Annotated in this window: 16 protein-coding genes; 9 read left to right on the forward strand and 7 right to left on the reverse strand. The window is 59.4% G+C overall.

Going from position 1 to position 18,895, the window contains the following annotated elements:
• Positions 1 to 94: 94 nt before the first annotated feature.
• The 4 genes from KGA88_RS03375 to rfbC form a co-directional block, all read right to left on the reverse strand.
• Positions 95 to 550, reverse strand: a complete 456-nt coding sequence (locus KGA88_RS03375; RefSeq protein WP_008003181.1) for a YiiD C-terminal domain-containing protein — start codon at positions 548 to 550, stop codon at positions 95 to 97.
• Positions 551 to 590: 40 nt separating this feature from the next.
• On the reverse strand, positions 591 to 1,985 hold the full coding sequence (locus tag KGA88_RS03380; RefSeq protein WP_223588945.1) for a sigma-54-dependent transcriptional regulator: 1,395 nt from the start codon (positions 1,983 to 1,985) through the stop codon (positions 591 to 593).
• Positions 1,982 to 3,790 carry an ATP-binding protein gene (locus KGA88_RS03385; protein WP_223588949.1) on the reverse strand — a complete coding sequence of 603 codons (1,809 nt, stop codon included), beginning with the start codon at positions 3,788 to 3,790 and terminating at the stop codon, positions 1,982 to 1,984. The genes KGA88_RS03380 and KGA88_RS03385 overlap by 4 nt, the downstream gene beginning before the upstream one ends.
• Positions 3,791 to 3,871: 81 nt before the next feature.
• Positions 3,872 to 4,417 (reverse strand): dTDP-4-dehydrorhamnose 3,5-epimerase, encoded by a 546-nt coding sequence (gene rfbC / locus KGA88_RS03390; RefSeq protein WP_110659327.1) that lies wholly within the window; start codon positions 4,415 to 4,417, stop codon positions 3,872 to 3,874.
• A 256-nt stretch (positions 4,418 to 4,673) separates the two neighbouring features.
• Between rfbC and KGA88_RS03395 the strand changes: the two genes are divergently transcribed.
• The 3 genes from KGA88_RS03395 (at position 4,674) to KGA88_RS03405 (ending at position 9,444) form a co-directional block, all read left to right on the forward strand.
• Positions 4,674 to 7,586 carry an aminotransferase gene (locus KGA88_RS03395; protein ID WP_223588954.1) on the forward strand — a complete coding sequence of 971 codons (2,913 nt, stop codon included), beginning with the start codon at positions 4,674 to 4,676 and terminating at the stop codon, positions 7,584 to 7,586.
• 295 nt (positions 7,587 to 7,881) lie between these two features.
• Positions 7,882 to 8,988: an agmatine deiminase gene (gene aguA / locus KGA88_RS03400; RefSeq protein WP_223588957.1), complete on the forward strand. Its 1,107-nt coding sequence runs from the start codon at positions 7,882 to 7,884 to the stop codon at positions 8,986 to 8,988.
• A 243-nt stretch (positions 8,989 to 9,231) separates the two neighbouring features.
• Positions 9,232 to 9,444 (forward strand): hypothetical protein, encoded by a 213-nt coding sequence (locus tag KGA88_RS03405; RefSeq protein WP_007972820.1) that lies wholly within the window; start codon positions 9,232 to 9,234, stop codon positions 9,442 to 9,444.
• A 179-nt stretch (positions 9,445 to 9,623) separates the two neighbouring features.
• Here the strand turns inward: KGA88_RS03405 and KGA88_RS03410 are convergent, their stop codons facing one another.
• The gene (locus tag KGA88_RS03410; protein WP_223588962.1) at positions 9,624 to 11,717 is read right to left on the reverse strand and encodes a TonB-dependent receptor; all 2,094 of its coding nucleotides are present in this window, start codon (positions 11,715 to 11,717) and stop codon (positions 9,624 to 9,626) included.
• Between the two features lie 263 nt (positions 11,718 to 11,980).
• Here KGA88_RS03410 and KGA88_RS03415 point away from each other — a divergent pair, with 263 nt between their 5' ends.
• The 3 genes from KGA88_RS03415 to fic all read left to right on the forward strand — a co-directional run bounded on the left by KGA88_RS03415 (position 11,981) and on the right by fic (position 15,598).
• A complete protein-coding gene (locus tag KGA88_RS03415; protein WP_223588965.1) occupies positions 11,981 to 12,652 on the forward strand; it encodes a DsbA family protein in 672 nt (223 codons plus the stop codon).
• A 260-nt stretch (positions 12,653 to 12,912) separates the two neighbouring features.
• Positions 12,913 to 14,199: an OprD family porin gene (locus KGA88_RS03420; RefSeq protein WP_110659322.1), complete on the forward strand. Its 1,287-nt coding sequence runs from the start codon at positions 12,913 to 12,915 to the stop codon at positions 14,197 to 14,199.
• A 274-nt stretch (positions 14,200 to 14,473) separates the two neighbouring features.
• Positions 14,474 to 15,598, forward strand: coding sequence for a protein adenylyltransferase Fic (gene fic / locus KGA88_RS03425; RefSeq protein ID WP_317851654.1), 1,125 nt, complete (start codon positions 14,474 to 14,476; stop codon positions 15,596 to 15,598).
• Positions 15,599 to 15,676: 78 nt separating this feature from the next.
• Here the strand turns inward: fic and KGA88_RS03430 are convergent, their stop codons facing one another.
• Positions 15,677 to 15,958: a DUF3077 domain-containing protein gene (locus KGA88_RS03430; protein WP_110663193.1), complete on the reverse strand. Its 282-nt coding sequence runs from the start codon at positions 15,956 to 15,958 to the stop codon at positions 15,677 to 15,679.
• A gap of 541 nt (positions 15,959 to 16,499) precedes the next feature.
• Here KGA88_RS03430 and KGA88_RS03435 point away from each other — a divergent pair.
• Genes KGA88_RS03435 through KGA88_RS03445 form a run of 3 tightly spaced genes read left to right on the forward strand, consistent with a single transcriptional unit; the run spans position 16,500 to position 18,117 of the window.
• Positions 16,500 to 16,721 (forward strand): tautomerase family protein, encoded by a 222-nt coding sequence (locus KGA88_RS03435; RefSeq protein ID WP_007972813.1) that lies wholly within the window; start codon positions 16,500 to 16,502, stop codon positions 16,719 to 16,721.
• Positions 16,718 to 17,362, forward strand: a complete 645-nt coding sequence (locus KGA88_RS03440) for a DsbA family oxidoreductase (protein WP_223588969.1) — start codon at positions 16,718 to 16,720, stop codon at positions 17,360 to 17,362. The genes KGA88_RS03435 and KGA88_RS03440 overlap by 4 nt, the downstream gene beginning before the upstream one ends.
• Before the next feature lie 44 nt (positions 17,363 to 17,406).
• Complete coding sequence (locus KGA88_RS03445; protein ID WP_046040831.1) at positions 17,407 to 18,117, forward strand: SDR family NAD(P)-dependent oxidoreductase; 711 nt, start codon at positions 17,407 to 17,409, stop codon at positions 18,115 to 18,117.
• Between the two features lie 586 nt (positions 18,118 to 18,703).
• Here the strand turns inward: KGA88_RS03445 and KGA88_RS03450 are convergent.
• The gene (locus KGA88_RS03450; protein WP_223588973.1) at positions 18,704 to 18,880 is read right to left on the reverse strand and encodes a hypothetical protein; all 177 of its coding nucleotides are present in this window, start codon (positions 18,878 to 18,880) and stop codon (positions 18,704 to 18,706) included.
• Positions 18,881 to 18,895 lie beyond the last annotated feature (15 nt).

Here is an 18,895-nt window from a genome sequence, read left to right on the forward strand (position 1 = left end):
CATTCGCGAGCTACGCGGTGCCCGGTTTTGGGGCCGCTTCGCGACCCAGCGGGAGCAAGCTCCCTCGCCACAGGGTTTCTTGCCGATCTGAAGTTCAGCGGTGCAGCACATACTGCCCGACAAACCTCACCGCATCCTCATCACGGCCTTCATTGACGACCCGCGTATGCAGGGTCAACCGCGCTCGGCTGTAGCGCTGGAAGGTGGTCAGGAATTTCTTCCAGATCACCGGATCCGGCGCCTGGCAAATGGCGTTGGCATCGCCCGTCACCGGCAGCGGATAGCTGATCTGCCCTTCCTGAATCACGATGTGCCCGTCGGTAATGCCTTCTTCCTTGAGGCGCAGATGCAGCCAGCCCCAACCGGCCAGGACCGCGCCGCAATACAGGCTGCCGCCGAACATGGTGCTCTTGTGGTTGACGTTGGCTTCCAGCGGCAAGTGCAGGCGCAGTTGCTGGTCATGCCAGTCGAGCACTTTGAGGCCCATGTCCCGGGTGAGGGGAATGTCGTGATGGAGGACTGATTCCAGTTGTCGACTGTCGCGGCTCATTCAGGGGCCTCTAGCGTGAAGTGGATGATTGGACGTTAGCTCAGTCGAGGTCGTCAGGGTGGGCCGAGGCGCCACTGTCGGTGAAACTCAGACCGTGTTTGCGCAGTTTGTCGTGCAGGGTCTTGCGCGGAATGCCAAGGGCTTCGGCAACGCTGCGCACGGAGCTGTGCGAGCGTGCCAGTTCGGCGGCGATTAGGGTTCTTTCGAAGTTCTCCACTTGCTCGCTCAAACCGCCGCTGACGACTTCGACCCTGTTGTCAGCGTTGCCATCCGACGCGCTGTTGTCGAGGGCCAGTTCCAGCCCGAGGGCAAAACGTTCGGCGGCATTTTGCAGCTCGCGCACGTTGCCGGGCCAGGTGTGGCGCAGCAGCAAGGCACGTTGCCCCGGTTGCAGTTCATGGGGCGGCAAACCGTGGCGGGCACTGGCTTCATCGGCAAAATGCTGGAACAGCATCAGCGCATCTTCGCCCCGTTCGCGCAGTGGTGGAATCCGTAGCGGTGCGACGTTCAGGCGGTAATACAAGTCGGCACGGAAACGCCCTTGATCCGCCGCCTGGCGCAGGTCTTCCTTGGTCGCGGCGATGATGCGGATGTCCAGTGGGATCAGCTGGTTGCCGCCCAGGCGTTCGACCACCCGCTCTTGCAGCAAGCGCAGCAGTTTTACCTGCACATCCAGGCTCATGCTTTCGATTTCATCGAGGAACAGCGTGCCGCCATTGGCGAATTCGAACTTGCCGATACGGCGTTTCTGCGCGCCGGTGAAGGCTCCGGGCTCGTGGCCGAACAGCTCGCTTTCGACCACCGATTCGGCCAGGGCACCGGCGTTGATCGCCACGAACGGTCCGTTGCGACGGTTTGATAAATCGTGCAGCGCCCGGGCCACGACTTCTTTGCCGGCGCCAGTTTCGCCGAGGATCAGCACATCGGCCCTGGTCGCGGCCAGGGCGCCGATCTGCTCGCGCAGGCGCAGCATCGAAGGTGAGTGGCCAACCAGACGGGTGCTCAGTTCATTGCGGTCGCTCAAGGCCAGTCGCAGGCTGCGGTTGTCCAGCACCAGTCGGCGCAGGGCTAACGCGCGACGCACGCTGTCGAGCAGGGCGTCGCTGGCAAACGGCTTTTCCAGGAAATCATAGGCGCCGGCGCGCATGGCCTGCACCGCCAGCGGCACATCGCCGTGGCCGGTGATCAGCAGCACCGGCAGCTCCGGGTCCTGGGCGTGCAGTTCGCTCAGCAGTTCCAGGCCATCCATGCCGGGCATGCGGATGTCGCTGACCACCACACCCGGCCAGTCACGCTCCAGTTGCGCGGCCAGGCCCTTGGCTTCGGCCAGCGGCAGGATTTTCAGGCCGGCCAGATCCAGCGTCTGGCTCAGGGCCTGGCGCAGATGGGGATCGTCGTCGATCAACACGACCTGAATGCGGTTGTCGATGGTCATGCACTTCGGTCCTCGGACGGTTGCAGGCTCACGCCCGGTGCGCCTGGGCGCAGCTTCAGGGTAATCAGGGCGCCGCCCTCCTTGTGGTTGGCGAACGACAGTTCACCGCCGAAGGCGCGCATCAGGGTTTCGCAAATCGCCAGCCCCAACCCCAGGCCCTGGGTGCGGGTCTTGGTGGTGTAGAACGGCTCGCTGGCGCGCCCAAGGGCTTCCATGCAAAAGCCGGGGCCATTGTCGCGAATGTACAGGTTGACGCCATCGGCCGTGGATTGGGCACTTAGCCAGAGTTTACGTGGCGGGCCTTTTTCCGTCAGGGCATCCAGGGCGTTGGCCAGTAGATTACCGAGTACCTGGCGCAGGCGGGTTTCCCCGGCCTCGACCCACAGGGTGGCGGCTGGCAGATCTCGGATCAGCTCGACGTCCATGCTGCGTCGGCGCTTGGCCAGCAAGGCCAGGGCATCGTCTAGCGCCGGTTGCAGGGCGACGCTTTCCGGGGCGTGGCGGTCGCGTCGGGCGAAGGCGCGCAGGTGGGCGATGATCGAGGCCATGCGCCCGGTCAGTTCGCTGATCAATTTGAGGTTGCCGCGGGCATCGTCGGTGCGCTGGTGATCGAGCAGCACCTCGGCGTTTTCCGCGTAGCTGCGAATCGCTGCCAGCGGCTGATTGAGTTCGTGGCTGATGCTCGCCGACATCGTACCCAGTGCCGACAATTTGCCGGCCTGCACCAGGTCATCCTGGGCGCGTACCAGTTCCTGCTGGGCTTGTTCGCGTTCCAGCACTTCCTGTTTCAGGCGCCGGTTCAGGCCCTCGAGATCGCTGGTGCGCTCGGCGACCCGACCTTCCAGCTCGCGGCGGGCCTTGCCTTCAAAGGCAATGCGTTCGAGGTAATGGCGACGGCGCTGCATCATCAGGCCGAGCAGCAGCATCAACACCAGCAGCGTTGCACCGCCGATGGCCACCACCGTGCGCACCGGGCGGTCGATCAAGGTGCGCGGGGCGAGGATGCTGACGTCCCAGCCGGTTTCGGCGATTTGCTGGGTCTGGGTCAGCCAGGCATTGGGATTGAGCTTCAGCGGTTTTGGATCGCGGGTTGGATAGGGTTGGATCGCAGTGATGGCCTTGCTTTCTTCCTCGTTCAACGGGCGGGTCGAGCGGAATCGCCACTCTGGTCGCGAGGTGAGAATGACCACGCCGTTGTGGTCGGTCAGCAGCAGTTGTTCCGGGGTTTTGCCCCAGAGGCTTTCGGTGTGGTCGAGGTCGACCTTGACCACCAGCACGCCGACGATTTTCTCGCCATCGCGTACGCCGGCGGCGAAGAAGTAACCGCGTTTGGCGGAGGTAGTGCCCAAACCGAAAAAGCGCCCGAGTCGCCCGGCCATGGCCTCGCTGAAATACGGCCGGAAGGAAAAATTGCGCCCGACGAAACTGTCGTGCTTGTCCCAGTTGGAGGCGGCCAGGGTCTTGCCGGTGGCGTCCATCAGGTACATGACTTCGGCGCCGGTCTGGGTGGCGATGTTTTTCAGCAGGCGGTTGGCGTTGCCCTGGGTGACGCCATCGTCCGGTGCACCGAGCACGGCGCGCAGGGCTGGCAGGTCGCCGAGGATCTGCGGCAGCACTTCATAGCGGTGCAGGGTACCCAGCAGGTTGGCGACATAGAGGTCGAGGGTCTGGCGATTCTGACTGGCCAACTCGCTACGGTAGTAACGCTCGGCCAGATGCTCCAGCGGCCACAGCAAGGGCGCCAGGCACAGTGCCAGCAGGGCCAGGCTGCGCCAACGGGGTCTGGGGGGAAGGGTCGGGGTCATGAGCATCAGGCGCCTGTGGGTACAGGCGCATTATGCCTAGGCTTGCACGCCTTGGGTCAGCGGCATCTTGATGGGCGAACGTCAGGCAAAGACGTCGGCATCCTTGAAAAATACCCCGGCCTGATCTTTCGCCGACAGCTGCGGCGTGCCTTGCAGTTGCCAGTCGATGGCCAGGTCCGGGTCGTCCCAGCGAATGCTGCGCTCGGCCGATGGCGTGTAGTAGTCGGTGGTTTTGTACAGGAACTCGGCAAATTCGCTCAATACCACGAACCCGTGGGCGAAACCTTCCGGCACCCAGAGCTGACGATGATTGTCGGAGGACAGGCGCACGGCGACCCATTTACCGAAATGCGGCGAGCTGCGACGGATGTCTACGGCGATGTCCAGCACTTCACCGACCGTGACGCGGACCAGTTTTCCCTGGGTATTTTCCAGCTGGTAATGCAGGCCGCGCAGCACGCCCTTCTGCGAACGGGAGTGGTTGTCTTGAACGAATTCAGTGTCCAGTCCGGTGGCCTCCTTGAAGGCCCTGGCGTTGAAGCTTTCGTAGAAGAAACCACGTTCGTCACCAAAGACCTTGGGTTCGAGGATCAGAACACCGGGCAGGTCGGTGGTCACTACATTCATGGTGGCTCTCCAGAAGCATGCGTTTAATGGCCGCCATTCTTGCGCAAAGTGCTGATCGAGGCGAGTACCAGAACAAAACCTGTGGGAGCGGGCTTGCTCGCGAAGGCGGTGTGTCAGCCGACATCGATGTTGCTGATACACCGCTTTCGCGAGCAAGCCCGCTTTCACCAAATGGCGCCATGCGAGCCCCGGGGGGTTGCGTATCGCCCGAAGCGGTGGCGATATAGGCGCCTAATAAAATTTCAGGGGTCGTTGTATGCCGCTCGCCACGTTGATTCATCGCGCCAGTTTGCCTAGCCCGCAGGTGTCTGCGGAGCAGGCGCTAGAGCTGCTGGAAGAGCATTACGGGTTCAGCGGGCGGTTGCAGGCTCTCGGCAGCCAGCAAGACCTCAACTACCGCGTCGACAGCGAGCAGGGACGTTTCGTCCTGAAAATCTGCCGTGGCGACTACGCGGTACTGGAGCTCCAGGCACAACATGCCGGGCTCAAGCACCTGGGCGCGCACCCCGATGTCCAAGTGCCGCGTGTTATCTCGGCGAAAAACGGCGCAGACCTGCTGTCTCTGGACGTGGGTGGCCAGGCGGTGCACGTTCGCCTGCTCGACTACATCGAAGGCCAGCCGCTGACCAGCCTCGATTATTTCAACCCGACGGTGGTGTCCGGCTTCGGTCGCCTGTGCGGCGAGATGGACCTGGCCCTGGCTGATTTCGACCATCCGGGCCTGGTGCGAACCCTGCAGTGGGACGCCCGCCATGCTCACGCCCTGATCGCGCACTTGCTGCCGGTGATCAAGGATGAAGCCCTGCGCAAACTGATCGTCGAAGCGTCCGAACAAGCCGAACGACATTTGCAGCCGCTGGAAGCCAAGCTGCCGGTGCAGGCCATTCACATGGACATCACCGACGACAACGTGGTTTGGCAGCGCGATGCGCAACGCCATTGGCAGTTGCAAGGCGTGATCGATTTCGGCGACCTGGTGCGCACCTGGCGCATTACCGATCTGTCGGTGACCTGCGCCGCGCTGCTGCATCATGGCGAGGGCGATCCGTTCTGCATTTTGCCGGCAATCCAGGCCTATCACGCAGTCAACCCGTTGCAACACGAGGAGTTGCTGGCGCTGTGGCCGCTGATCGTCGCCCGCGCGGCGGTGCTGGTACTCAGTGGCGAACAGCAGGTCAGCATCGATCCGGGCAATGCCTACAGCCGCGATAACCTGGTCCATGAGTGGGAAATCTTCCGTGTGGCCACGTCGGTGCCGTTGGCGTTGATGGAAGCGGCGATCCTCACGGCCGTCGGCCACAACCTGCCCACCATCGGCAGCGAAGGCTTTGCACCGCTGTTGCCGAGCCTGGTGGGACGTGAGTTCGCCTTGATCGACCTGGGTGTGCTCAGCCCGCATTTCGAGGCCGGGAACTGGGAACAGGAGGGAGTCGATCAGCGCCTGCTGGATGAAGCGGCCGCGGCACACGGCCTGGCGGCCAGCCGCTACGGACAATACCGCCTGTCCCACACCCGCCCGGACAGCGCCACTGAACCGGACACTTGCCCGTTGCACGTCGAGTTGCGCGTGCCTCAGGGCACGGCGGTCGAAGCGCCGTTTGCCGGGGTGGTGCATCACCCGTTGGCGGGTGTGTTGCAGCTGGACGGCCCGCAATTGAGTGTGCGGCTTTGGGGCGTCACGCCGTCGCTGCACAGCGGCGCGGCACTGGTCAAAGGCCAGGTATTGGGTTCGGTCAGCGGGCCTTTGCTCGTGCAGTTGTGCCGTGGCGCGTCGATCGATGCGCCGTTGTTCTGTGCACCTTCGCGCGCAGCGGCCTGGCAAGTGTTGTGCCCATCACCGGCAGCCATGTTGGGCTTGGCCTGTGATGCCGAAGCCGAGCTCGATGGACCGACCTTGCTGGCCCGGCGCGATGCCAGCTTCGCCCGCACGCAAAAACACTATTACGTCGACCCGCCGCGCATCGAGCGTGGCTGGCGCAACCATTTGATCGACATGCAGGGCCGTTCCTACCTCGACATGCTCAACAACGTCGCGGTGTTGGGTCACGGCCATCCACGCATGGCGGCGGTCGCCAGTCGCCAGTGGTCATTGCTCAACACCAACTCGCGCTTCAACTACGCAGCCGTGGCTGAGTTCTCCGAACGGTTGCTGAAGTTGTCCCCTGACGGCATGGACCGCGTGTTCCTGGTCAACAGCGGCAGCGAGGCCAATGACCTGGCGATTCGACTGGCGTGGGCCTACAGCGGCGGGCGCGACGTGCTCAGCGTGCTGGAGGCCTATCACGGCTGGACGGTTGGCGCGGACTCGGTGTCGACCTCGATCGCCGACAACCCCAAGGCCTTGAGCAGCCGCCCGGACTGGGTGCACCCGGTAACAGCGCCGAACACCTATCGCGGTGAGTTCCGTGGACCTGACAGTGCGCCGGACTACGTACGCAGCGTCGAACACAACCTGGCGAAAATCGCCGGGCAGAAACGCCAGCTGGCCGGTTTCATCTGCGAACCGGTGTACGGCAATGCCGGCGGTATCTCGCTGCCACCGGGCTACTTGCAGCAGGTCTATGGCATGGTCCGGGCGCAGGGCGGCGTGTGCATCGCCGACGAAGTGCAGGTCGGCTACGGGCGCATGGGCGATTTTTTCTGGGGCTTCGAAGAGCAGGGCGTGGTGCCGGATATCATCACCATGGCCAAGGGCATGGGCAACGGCCAGCCACTGGGCGCGGTCATCACTCGCCGGGAGATCGCCGAGGCGCTGGAGGCCGAGGGTTACTTCTTCTCGTCCGCCGGCGGCAGCCCGGTCAGTTGCCAGGTCGGCATGGCCGTGCTGGATGTAATGGAAGAGGAAAAACTCTGGGAGAACGCCCAGGTCGTTGGCGGGCACTTCAAGAAGCGCCTCGAAGCGTTGATCGATATTCATCCGTTAGTGGGCGCGGTGCACGGTTCCGGTTTCTACCTGGGCGTCGAACTGATCCGCAACCGCGAAACCCTGGAGCCGGCCACCGAAGAAACCACCGCGCTGTGCGATCGCTTGCGTGAACTGGGGATCTTCATGCAGCCGACCGGCGATTACCTGAACATCCTCAAGATCAAGCCACCGATGGTCACTTCGCGCCAGAGCGTGGATTTCTTCGTGGACATGCTGTCGAAGGTGCTCACAGAGGGGTTGTAACTACATCCCCCTGTAAATGCGGGCCAATGTGGGAGCGGGCTTGCTCGCGAAGAGGCCGGTACATCCGACGCAAATATTGCGTCTGGAATGCCGCTTTCGCGAGCAAGCCCGCTCCCACAGGGACAGTGGTGTTAATTCGATTGTTATCGGCTTTTTATTGATTGTTTTTGTATTGCTGGATGTATGGTGCTTTAAAAGCCGATATTTATCGGATATAAAGTGACACAGTCCACGGCGTGTACCACTGCGCTTTCCATTTCTGTCAGGTATCAATGCCACTCCGGAGTCCTGAGCCATGACCACGTTGAACAGCACCCCTCGCGCCGACGGCTTCTACATGCCGGCCGAATGGGCACCCCAAACCCAGACCTGGATGATCTGGCCCGAGCGCCCGGACAACTGGCGCCTGGGTGGCAAGCCGGCGCAAGCCGCGCACGTGGCAGTGGCCAAGGCCATCGCCCGTTTCGAACCGGTGACCGTGGCGGTTTCCGCCGGCCAGTACGAAAACGCCCGTGCCCGCCTGGACGTGCCGAATATTCGTGTGGTGGAAATGTCCAGCGACGACGCCTGGGTCCGCGACACCGGCCCGACTTTCGTCATCAACAACAATGGCGAAGTCCGTGGCGTGAACTGGGACTTCAATTCGTGGGGCGGTTTCGACGGCGGCCTGTATTCGCCGTGGAACCGTGACTCCCAGGTCGGTGGCAAGATCCTCGAGATCGAGCGCAGCCCGCGCTACCGCACCGAAGGTTTCGTGCTGGAAGGCGGCTCGATTCACGTCGATGGCGAAGGCACCCTGATCACCACCGAAGAATGCCTGCTCAACCGCAATCGCAACCCGCACATGAACCGCGCGGAAATCGAAGCGATCCTGAGTGTCAACCTGGCTGTGGATAAAATCATCTGGTTGCCGGACGGCTTGTTCAACGACGAAACCGACGGCCATGTGGATAACTTCTGCTGCTACGTGCGCCCGGGTGAAGTGCTGCTGGCCTGGACAGATGATCCGCAGGACCCGAACTACCCACGTTGCCAGGCCGCGATGAAAGTGCTGCAAAGCAGCACCGACGCCAAGGGTCGCCCGTTCACGGTGCACAAGATGCCGATTCCGGGTCCGTTGTTTGCGACTGAAGAAGAGTGCGCCGGTGTCGATCCGGTCGATGGCACTCAGGAACGTAACCCGACGGTTCGTCTGGCCGGTTCCTACGTGAACTTCCTGATCGTCAACGGCGGCATCATCGCGCCGTGCTTCGACGACCCGCAGGACGGCCCGGCCAGGGAGATCCTGCAGAACCTGTTCCCACAGCATGAAGTGGTGATGGTGCCTGGTCGCGAACTGTTACTGGGGGGTGGCAATATTCACTGCCTTACCCAGCAGCAACCCGCGCCACACAAGGAGTGAGTGAGGTTGTAACAGCTTGAGTTGATTGCAAAATCCCACAAGCTGTCGATCAGCCTGCTGCTTTGCACAGAGCCCGCAGCCCTCAAGGGTTGCGGGCTTTTTTGTATCCACTTGCCCACACCTCCGAAACCTTGGCACAGCTCTTGTATCACTGCTGTTGTTACTCGGGGAGGGGAGGACTTCGATGTTCTGTCATAAACCTTGGATAAGTTAGCCGCTCACAAACCGGGAGAGAGCGCTGAAATGAACGCCGAAGTGAACGTAGTGAGCGACAAGGCGTTGCATCCCCTGGCAGTAAACAGCGAATCGCTCCAGATTCTGGCGCACTGGTTCAAGTCCAATGGAATGCGTCAGATCAGCGAAACTGATCCGCGCCGGACGATGATCGAGCGTTACCCTGCTGGCTTGTTCAGCGAGGCGGAACTGGATGCGTTGTGGGATGTGATGGAAGGATAAGAAGAATAACAACGGATTGATCAGAAAAAGCGCTGCCGGGATGGCAGCGCTTTTTTTTTCAACGCGCTAAACCTTGTGGGAGCGGGCTTGCTCGCGAAAGCGGTGTATCAGCAAAGTTGATATCGGCTGACACGACGCCTTCGCGAGCAAGCCAGCTCCCACAGGTTTTTGTGTTGCGGTCAGAAACTGTAGGTCCCCGTCACCACCAGGCTACGCGGTGCCCCCGGCTGGATCTGGAATGCACTGGTCGCCGAGGAGTAATAGGTCTTGTCAGTGATATTGTTCAGCGCCGCGCGCACATCCCAATCCTTCTGACGGAAACCGGCCAACGCATCCCAGCGGCCATAGCCCGGCAACACGGTGGTGTTGAGGTTGTCGGCATAGCGGTCGCCGACCAGGGTCAGCCCGGTTTCGGCGTACCAGCCCATTTCCGGTTTCCAGGTCAGGAACAGGCTGGCGTTGTGCTTGGCCACGTTGTTGATGCGCTTGCCTTCCAGGCCGTTGTTGTCCTTCTCGATCGTCGCGTCCTGCAGACCCACGCCACCGCGCATGTACCAGTTGCCGGTAATCTTGCCGGCAGCAGTCAGCTCGATCCCGCGAGAGCGTTGCAGCCCGGACAGCAGGGTAATGGTCGGGTTGTTCGGGTCGCTGGTGCGGCGGTTGTAGAGTTCCAACTCATAGATCGCCAGCGTGGTGCTCAAGCGATCGTCGAGCCAATCACTCTTCACGCCGATTTCCTTCTGCTTGGTCAGCTCGGGGCTCAGGTCGTTACTGTTGCCGGCCGCACCCGGGGTGATGCCGATCAAGCCACCGCCGACCGGCGAGAATGTCTTGCTCCAGGAGGCGTAGAAGGAGTGATTTTGCAGCGGTGTCCAGACCACGCCAACGCGGGGGCTGGTGCTGTGGCTGTCACTGTCTTCGGAAATATTGCGCACCTTGTTGGTCGACTCGATATCGAACGTGTCGTAGCGCAGGCCGGCGAGCAATTGCCATTGGTCGTTCAGGCGCAGTTGATCCTGCACATACACCGCGCGGCTCTCGACCTCGGTGTGGGTGTTGCTCGACACCACCATGCGCCCGGTATGGCGCAAATTGCGGTCGGGGGTGTACAGGTCCAGTGCTGGCACCGCTGAACTGCCCGGCCCGGAAGTGGCGGCGTTGTACAGCAGCGGGTCGCGGCGCTGGCTGCCGATTTCGATGCCGGTGAGCAGGCGGTGCTCCAGGCCGAAGGTATCGAAGCCACCTTCGAGCTCGACGTTGTTGTAGACGTTGCGGGTGTTCAGGTCCTGCTGCCAGTGCTGGCGTGTGACCTTGTTGGTGGCCGGGACGTAGCCGGTCAGGTAGGTATTGTCGAAATCGCTGTCGAGCTTGAATACGCCCAGGGTCTGGCGCAGTTGCCAGTTGTCGCTCAGTTCATATGTGAGTTTCGAGCGCAGGGATTGCGCCTTGTCGTCGATGAAATCGTTTTCGCTGCCGTAGGTGGTATCACGTCCCACGTCGGCCGGGCGACCGTTTACGCCGGGGATGCCACGATCAGGCGTGCGGTTGTAGCGGCTGTATTCGTACTGCACCAACCAGTTCAGGTCAGGTGTCAGCTGCCAGCTCATGGAGGGTGCGAACAATTGGCGATTGCCGCTCACGCCATCGCGGAAGCTGTTCTCGTCCATGTTGCCCATGTTCAGGCGCAGGCTGATGTTCTCAGTAGGGTCGGTGCTGAGGTCGGCATAGAGGCTGCGTAAGTCTTCGCTGCCACCTTGGGCTTCGATGGTCGAGCGGCGACCGAACTCGGGCAGCTTGCTCACTCGGTTGACGATCCCGCCCTGGCTGCCACGGCCATACAACACGGCGGCGGGGCCTTTTAAAACGTCGATGCGTTCGATGTTGTGCAGGTCGCGCACGTACTGGCTGTCGTCGCGGATACCATCGAGATAGAAGTCGTTGCTGGCGTCGAAACCACGGATGCGCAAGCTATCGAAGCGAGTGTCGGCGCCGCTGCTGACGTTGGGGATGCCACTGAGTGCGGTGCCCAGATCGTTGCTGCCGTAATCCATCACGTTCGAGGTTTTGATCGAGTCGATGGCTTGTGGCACGTAGCGCACCGGTGTAGCAGTCCGGGTCGCCGTGCTGGTTTGGGTCACGCGCGGGTCGTCGGCTTCAGCTTCGGCGCTGATCGATGTGGCAGGTAGGGTGGTCGGTGCAGCGTAGGAAAAACCGGCAGACAACAAGGCAGAGAGCCCAAGACTGTAGGGCGCAAGGCGAAAAGGGGCAGGCATTGAAGAGCGCATCCGTAGGATTTTTAGGTTGAAACGTGCAGGAAGCGCGAATAGTAATGCTTGTCATTTGCCGTCGTTAGTTGTTATTGATAATTAGTCTCATTTGATTGTTTCTATTTGTGTCTGAATCAATACAAAGGGTTTACGCAATCATTCGACCGATTCAAGCAACAGACTGAAAGCCAATCCGGCGTTTTTCCGGGACCGTTGTGGCACTAACCTGCCGATATCGAATTTTCCCCAATTTCTGTCGGAGCTTTCCCATGATCCTGCATTACATCTACGACCCCTTGTGCGGTTGGTGCTACGGCGCAAAACCGCTGGTGCAAGCTGCCCAGGCTGTGCTGCCCGTGATTGCCCACGGTGGCGGCATGATGACCGGTGCCAATCGGCAAAAGGTTTCGCCGCAACTGCGCAGCTACGTCATCCCCCATGACCGGCGCATTGCCGAATACAGCGGGCAGCCGTTCGGCGAGGCCTATTTCGAAGGTTTGCTGCGTGATCACACCGCCGTGTTCGACTCGGCGCCACCCATCGCCGCGGTGCTGGCTGCCGAGCAAATGGCAGGTCGCGGGCTGGAGTTATTGGGGCGTTTGCAAAGTGCTCACTACGTGGAAGGGCGCCGCATTGCCGACGAATCGGTCCTGTTTGAACTGGCCCACGGCATGGCGCTGGACCCTCAAGCGTTCGAAAGCGCCTTCAGGGCGGCCGACACCGAAGGTCATATCAGGAACAGCCGGGCTTTCCTGGCAAAAGTGGGCGGTCAGGGTTTTCCGACCCTGGTGCTTGAGCACAATGACCAATTCACCCTGGTCGATATCGGGCCATGGCTGGACAAACCCCAGGCATTTGCACAGTGGCTGGGTCAGTCGCTTGCGGATCGGGACTCATCCAGTTCCGTAGTGGCCTGCGGGCTCGAAGGGTGCGTCGATTGAATATTCCTGCCGCGTAAAGCAGATTCTTAGACGTTTTTTGCCTATTTGTAGAAGATTCATGAAATTGACACACCGTTAAGGGCGCGGCTACGATTCGGCCCAACGCCTGTGGCCGACCGCCACGACTCAAAAACAATAAAAGGCCCGCCGCGAGAAATCGTGGGCGGGCCTTTTTGTTTTCGCTTTGAAATAAGAGCGCGATAGCGCCATTTCGGCCGTTCGACACAGCGCGTATCAACCGTACTTAGGAAAAAAACAAAATGTTGAACAAGCGAATCAGCCTGATCGCTCTGGGGATTTTGAGCGCTTCACAGGCCATGGCGAACGACCAGGCCGAATCCAAGGGTTTTGTTGAAGACAGCAGCCTCAAAGTGCTGCTGCGCAATGCCTACATGAACCGTGATTACAAAGACGGCAACCCGGACAAATCCGAGTGGGGCCAGGCGGCCATCGGTACGTTCTCGTCCGGCTTCACCCAAGGCACCGTGGGTGTGGGTGTGGACGCTTTCGGCCTGTACGCGCTGAACCTGGAGCGCAGCGAAGACCGTAGCGGCGCGCAAGGCATCGACTTCTTCAAGAAGGGCGACAGCGGCCAGCCGGCTGACGACCTGTCCAAGGGCGGCGCGGCGATCAAGTTCCGCCTGTCCAGCACCACCCTGACCTACGGCGACCAGATGCCGGCCCTGCCGGTGCTGAACTACGACAACTCGCGCCTGCTGCCGGAAAGCTACACCGGTACTTTGATCACCTCCAAGGAAATCAAAGGCCTGCAACTGGACGCCGGTCGCTTCACCGCCGAATCGCGCAAAAGCGCTGAAGGCCGTGACAGCGGTGGCTTGAAGTCGATCAACGTATTGGGCGGTAGCTACCAGTTCACCGAACAATTCAAGGCCGCGCTGTACGCTTCCGACGTCGAAGACGTGCTGAAGAAGCAATACGTAAACGCCAACTACGTGTTCCCGATCGACAAGGATCAGTCCCTGACCCTGGACTTCAACGGCTACCGCACCAAGCTGGACGATTCCTACGTCCGCGACAACGGTATCACCGGCGACGACAACAAGATCTGGAGCCTGGCCGCCACCTTCATCACCGGCCCGCACTCGTTCACCCTCGCGCACCAACGCAGCACCGGCGACAGCAACCTGGGCTACGCCTACGGCGGCTACCAGAAAGATCAAGGTCGCGTCGGCGACGGTGGCAACACCATCTACCTGGCGAACTCCTACTGGTCCGACTTCAACGCCGAAGACGAACGCAGCTGGCAGCTCGGCTACGGCCTGGACTTCAGCACCTTCGGTGTGCCGGGCCTGAGCTACAACTTCGCCTACGTGCGCGGTGACAACATCACCACCTCCACCAGCGAAGGCGGCACCGAACGCGAGATCTTCAACCAGATCAAATACGTCGTCCAAAGCGGCCCGGCCAAAGACCTCAGCGTGAAACTGCGCAGCTCGGTCCTGCGCGTGTCGCAGAAGTCGAGCGAGTACAACGTCAGCGGTAACGAAGTGCGTGTGTTTGTGGATTACCCGATCAATATTTTCTGATGATGGGTTGCGGGGTTGAGGCCTGATGCAAGGCTGAGAAAAAAGAAGAAGCCCCGACTGGTTCGGGGCTTTTTTGTGCTATTGATTTTCTCATGTCGCCGAAAATCGATTTCGGTAACACGTCTTTTGAACGTGTCGTCCGCGGCGACATGTTCGGAAGACGTGTCGCAAAAAGTGAAAAATTGCGACACGTTAAGGCCTCATGTCTACACTAGCGACATGAGAGAAGCCTTCTTCTGCTCAAAAAACATACAAAATGATCAGGGTCGCATCCATGAATGAACCGCTGCTGCCATGGCAGGCTGACAGGCCATATAACCAACTTCCGCTGCTGCCACCAGGAACTGAGCTGGAAACACGTGCAGTTCTCAAGAAATGTATTGAGGCACGCACCGCATTGGCCGAGTTGAAACAGGCAGCAGAGTTGATTCCGAACCAGACGGTCTTGATCAATACAATTCCCCTGCTGGAAGCCAAAGACAGCTCGGAAATAGAAAGCATCGTTACCACCACGGATTTGCTGTTTCAGCATGCCCAAGACACGGAAAACCATGCAGACCCTGCGACCAAGGAAGCGTTGCGCTATCGAACAGCGCTCAATCAAGGCTTCCGGTCTCTAACGGAAAGACCGCTATCGACTAACACCGCTGTAGAAATCTGCCGCACGCTGAAAGGGGCGCAACTGGATATCCGCCGTACGCCGGGAACACAGCTTGCGAATGACCGAACGGGTGAAGTCATCTACACCCCGCCTGAAGGGGAAGAACATCTGCGTAACCTCCTGGCCAACTGGGAGCGTTTTCTGCACAACGAAACCGATCTCGACCCCCTCGTTCGTATGGCAGTCGGACACTACCAATTTGAGGCCATTCATCCTTTTGTCGACGGCAACGGCCGGACGGGGCGGGTCCTCAATACTTTGTTCTTGATCCAGGAAGGTCTGCTGAACCTGCCGATCCTCTACCTCAGTCGCTACATCATTGCCCAGCGTGCTGATTACTACCGGCTCCTGCTGGAGGTGACGACTAAACAGGCGTGGGAGCCATGGTTGCTGTTTATGTTGAGTGCAGTAGAAGAAACTGCTCGGTGGACCACAGCCAAGATTGCCGCAATCCGAGCATTGTCTGAACACACCACTCAATTCGTACGTGATCAGCTACCCAAAACCTATTCGCGCGAGTTGGTAGATGTCATCTTCGAGCAGCCCTACTGCCGCATCAGTAACGTGGTCGACAAGAAAGTTGCACAACGGCAGGCTGCATCACGTCACCTCAAAGAACTGGTCGCCATTGGAGTTCTGGAAGAGATTCAGGTGGGCAAGGAGAAACTTTTCATTCATCCGAAGCTGATGCGGTTACTCACACGTGACGATAATGAATTCAAACACTACGTCGGCTAAAGCACGTGAGCCGATACGAGAAAGCCCCGAACGAATCGGGACTTTTTCTTTTTCGCGCACCGGGTTTTCGTGACGACGTTACTGACAGCGATTGTTCACCGGCGCATCCAACACCTTCACCACATCATCGATGATCGCCTTACTCATATCCTGCAAAAAATGCGACGCCCAGGCGTGCCGATCAGTATCGCGAACCATGGCCGCGTCTGATGCGAGCAGCTTGGCAACGTGGAGTAGATCGGAAGCGTGGTAGAGAGCCTGGATAACCGGAACGCCAGCGTTGACGCGAAACAGCGGTTCGTTGGCGTGGAAGGAGAAGTGGGTGAGACCGATGGTTTTCAGATCTTGGGGATTGGTCATTGGGCACCTCCGCTGATTGGGAGGAATTGAGTATTTGCATGCCTTCGAAGAAGGGGCGGCGTTGATACAAAGAACGTGAAAACACAGATTTTGGACGAATCAATTTTATACATGGTCGAGCTCCTATCGTTGAGGAACTGCCACGAACCGTCGCCAAACGATTATGGGTGGCAGCTGTGCGCAGGTTGGCGAACCGGGACAATAGGAACCCGGCAGACCCGAAGGTCTCCCGCGCACAGCTACCATAACGGGAAAATACGAGCGAAAAAAAACGCCAGCAATCGTTATGGTGGCGCCTGTGCGCCTATTGTTTGGGTCGGGTCGCCAAACCCGGTCGCTGATTTTGCAGCGATGTGGGCAGCCTAGCGTGGGGCAGGGCGATTCGCAACCTAGGATCTTGGCCAACAGGGCTTGTCAACTCATTACACCACGTAACGAATGAAGTTCCCGCCCCCACCTTTATCCCCTCCCGCCAACCCCATACATTCATCTCCAACGCCTCTCCCATCATCCCGACGGGAAGGTCACTGGAGTTTCCCTCATGCCTTTCGTAACCGTACGCATCACCCGCGATGGTGTTACCACTGAGCAGAAAGCTCAGGTGATTGCCGAAATCACTGAAACACTGGAGCGCGTCCTCAATAAACGCCCTGACCTGACACACATCGTGATCGAGGAAGTCGACACCGATAACTGGGGCTACGCCGGTATCACCACCACCCAGTACCGCAAGCAACTGGCCGAGGCGGAGGGCAAGTCATGACGTCCTCCGTCACCATTGATTTCATTTCCGATGTGGTGTGCCCCTGGTGCGCGCTGGGAGCGACGGCGCTGGAGCAGGCGATCGAGAACGTGGCCGGGGAAGTATCGGTCGCGCTGACCTACAAGCCGTTCGAGCTGAACCCGAACATGCCGGCCGAAGGTGAGCAAGCGGTCGAGCACTTGATGCGCAAGTATGGGAGAACGGCCGACGACGTCGCCGCTGGCAAGGCCATGCAAATCGCTCGCGGCGAGGCCATCGGCTTCAAGTTCGATCTGGAGAAGCGCACGCACTTCTACAACACCTTCGATGCGCACCGTTTGTTGCTGTGGGCGTTGCAGGAAGGCCGGCAAGTCGAGCTGAAGAAGGTGCTGCTTCGGGGCTATTTCAGCGAAGGCCAGAACCCGAGTGATCACCAGGCGCTGGTGCGTCTGGCGACTGACGCGGGGCTGGATGGGGCAAGTGCACAAGAGGTGCTGGCATCCGGTGCGTTCGCCGATGAGGTTCGGGAACTTGAAACCTACTACCAGCAGCACGGCATCAACTCGGTCCCGGCCATGGTGCTGAACGGTCGCCACCTGGTGTCCGGTTCGCAATCGGTCGAGTACTACGAACAGATGTTGCGACAAATGGCGAACGCCTGATTACAGATTTCCTACCCCATTCTTTATTGTCAGAGGTCTTCATCATGAGCATTTCGAAAAAAGTCATCGTAATCACCGGCGCATCCCAAGGTCTCGGCGACGGAATGGTCAAAGCCTTTCGTGAGCTCGGTTACCGGATCGTCGCCACTTCGCGCTCGATCAAACCATCCACCGATCCGGACATCCACACCGTTGCCGGTGACATCGGCGAGCCGGAAACCGCCCAGCGTGTCATCCGTGAAGCGATGTCCCGCTTCGGTCGCATCGACACCCTGGTCAACAATGCAGGAATCTTCATCGCCAAGCCGTTCACTGCGTACACAGCAGAAGACTACGCCAATGTGTTGTCGGTGAACGTCAATGGCTTCTTCTACATCACCCAACTCGCCATCGCCGAGATGGAAAAGCAAGGCAGCGGCCACGTCGTCAACATCACTACCAGTCTGGTAGACCATGCCATCGACGGCGTGCCATCGGTGCTGGCTTCGCTGACCAAAGGCGGCCTCAACGCAGCAACCAAATCCCTGGCCATCGAATACGCCAAGCGCGGGATCCGGGTGAATGCGGTCAGCCCGGGCATCATCAAGACCCCGATGCACGGCGAAGAAACCCACGCAGCACTGGGCAATCTGCACCCGGTCGGGCACATGGGCGAGATCGATGATATTGCGCAAGCGGTCGTGTATCTGGACGGCGCCAAGTTCGTGACCGGCGAAATCCTGCACGTGGATGGTGGGCAGAGCGCGGGACATTAAAAGCGCTTTTCCAGACCCCGGAAACAACAAAGCCCCTGCATTTCTGCAGGGGCTTTGTTTTGTATGGTGCGGCACCAGACGAACGGTATGTTTCGGCGAGACTAGGTTTTTCGGGCATCTGGAGTTCGCTGGAAAATTCGGCGTACCCCAACTAGTAACTATAAACAAATCAGCTAGTTATGGCGTTCGGTGGAATCGAACTCGGGATTTTTTAGATGTCAGCACGTTGTCGGTCTGCAAGTAATTCAGAGCCGCATACGGAATGGTAAACCTCCCGAATTCGAACGTTGTTGATCATCCCCTCCGTCGAGAATAGGTAGGAACCGCCAAAAGCTGCCGTGGGACGGCCAGAAGCGGACATACTCAGTCATTGGTAAAAGAGAGCTGTTGACTATGCCCTATGGGGCGCAATATCGGGAAACATGCCGGGGCTAATTAGGGGGCGCTGCATTGGATGTATTGAACATCGAAAGTACTTCACCCCAATATCTAACACACTACCTAAGCGTGACAAGTTAATAAAAGGTCGCTAGCAATAAAAACAGCGACCGTTATATTAACCCGAGATGCTTAAATATTTAAGGGGTCACCGGGTGTTACGACTTTTCGTGCCTGATGCAGGCTCTTGTTTCTCATTAGAGTCACGAACAATAAAACTGACGGAACTTTCAAGTCTCAGCCCAGACCTAATTGACTCGGGCCATTCTTGCATGGCTTGTTGAGCTTTGATGACCTGCTGCGCCAATACACTTGACTTTTTCATGTTCCCCGCTCCGTA

Origin of the sequence: Pseudomonas sp. A-R-19, from assembly GCF_019956575.1 — a bacterium.
GTDB lineage: Bacteria > Pseudomonadota > Gammaproteobacteria > Pseudomonadales > Pseudomonadaceae > Aquipseudomonas.

Excerpts from the sequence above, each read along its gene's own strand:
- KGA88_RS03375 (WP_008003181.1), bottom strand. The coding sequence starts at position 550 with ATGAGCCGCGACAGTCGACAACTGGAATCAGTCCTCCATCACGACATT.
- KGA88_RS03380 (WP_223588945.1), bottom strand. The coding sequence starts at position 1,985 with ATGACCATCGACAACCGCATTCAGGTCGTGTTGATCGACGACGATCCC.
- KGA88_RS03385 (WP_223588949.1), bottom strand. The coding sequence starts at position 3,790 with ATGACCCCGACCCTTCCCCCCAGACCCCGTTGGCGCAGCCTGGCCCTG.
- rfbC (WP_110659327.1), bottom strand. The coding sequence starts at position 4,417 with ATGAATGTAGTGACCACCGACCTGCCCGGTGTTCTGATCCTCGAACCC.
- KGA88_RS03395 (WP_223588954.1), top strand. The coding sequence starts at position 4,674 with ATGCCGCTCGCCACGTTGATTCATCGCGCCAGTTTGCCTAGCCCGCAG.
- aguA (WP_223588957.1), top strand. The coding sequence starts at position 7,882 with ATGACCACGTTGAACAGCACCCCTCGCGCCGACGGCTTCTACATGCCG.
- KGA88_RS03405 (WP_007972820.1), top strand. The coding sequence starts at position 9,232 with ATGAACGCCGAAGTGAACGTAGTGAGCGACAAGGCGTTGCATCCCCTG.
- KGA88_RS03410 (WP_223588962.1), bottom strand. The coding sequence starts at position 11,717 with ATGCCTGCCCCTTTTCGCCTTGCGCCCTACAGTCTTGGGCTCTCTGCC.
- KGA88_RS03415 (WP_223588965.1), top strand. The coding sequence starts at position 11,981 with ATGATCCTGCATTACATCTACGACCCCTTGTGCGGTTGGTGCTACGGC.
- KGA88_RS03420 (WP_110659322.1), top strand. The coding sequence starts at position 12,913 with ATGTTGAACAAGCGAATCAGCCTGATCGCTCTGGGGATTTTGAGCGCT.
- fic (WP_317851654.1), top strand. The coding sequence starts at position 14,474 with ATGAATGAACCGCTGCTGCCATGGCAGGCTGACAGGCCATATAACCAA.
- KGA88_RS03430 (WP_110663193.1), bottom strand. The coding sequence starts at position 15,958 with ATGACCAATCCCCAAGATCTGAAAACCATCGGTCTCACCCACTTCTCC.
- KGA88_RS03435 (WP_007972813.1), top strand. The coding sequence starts at position 16,500 with ATGCCTTTCGTAACCGTACGCATCACCCGCGATGGTGTTACCACTGAG.
- KGA88_RS03440 (WP_223588969.1), top strand. The coding sequence starts at position 16,718 with ATGACGTCCTCCGTCACCATTGATTTCATTTCCGATGTGGTGTGCCCC.
- KGA88_RS03445 (WP_046040831.1), top strand. The coding sequence starts at position 17,407 with ATGAGCATTTCGAAAAAAGTCATCGTAATCACCGGCGCATCCCAAGGT.
- KGA88_RS03450 (WP_223588973.1), bottom strand. The coding sequence starts at position 18,880 with ATGAAAAAGTCAAGTGTATTGGCGCAGCAGGTCATCAAAGCTCAACAA.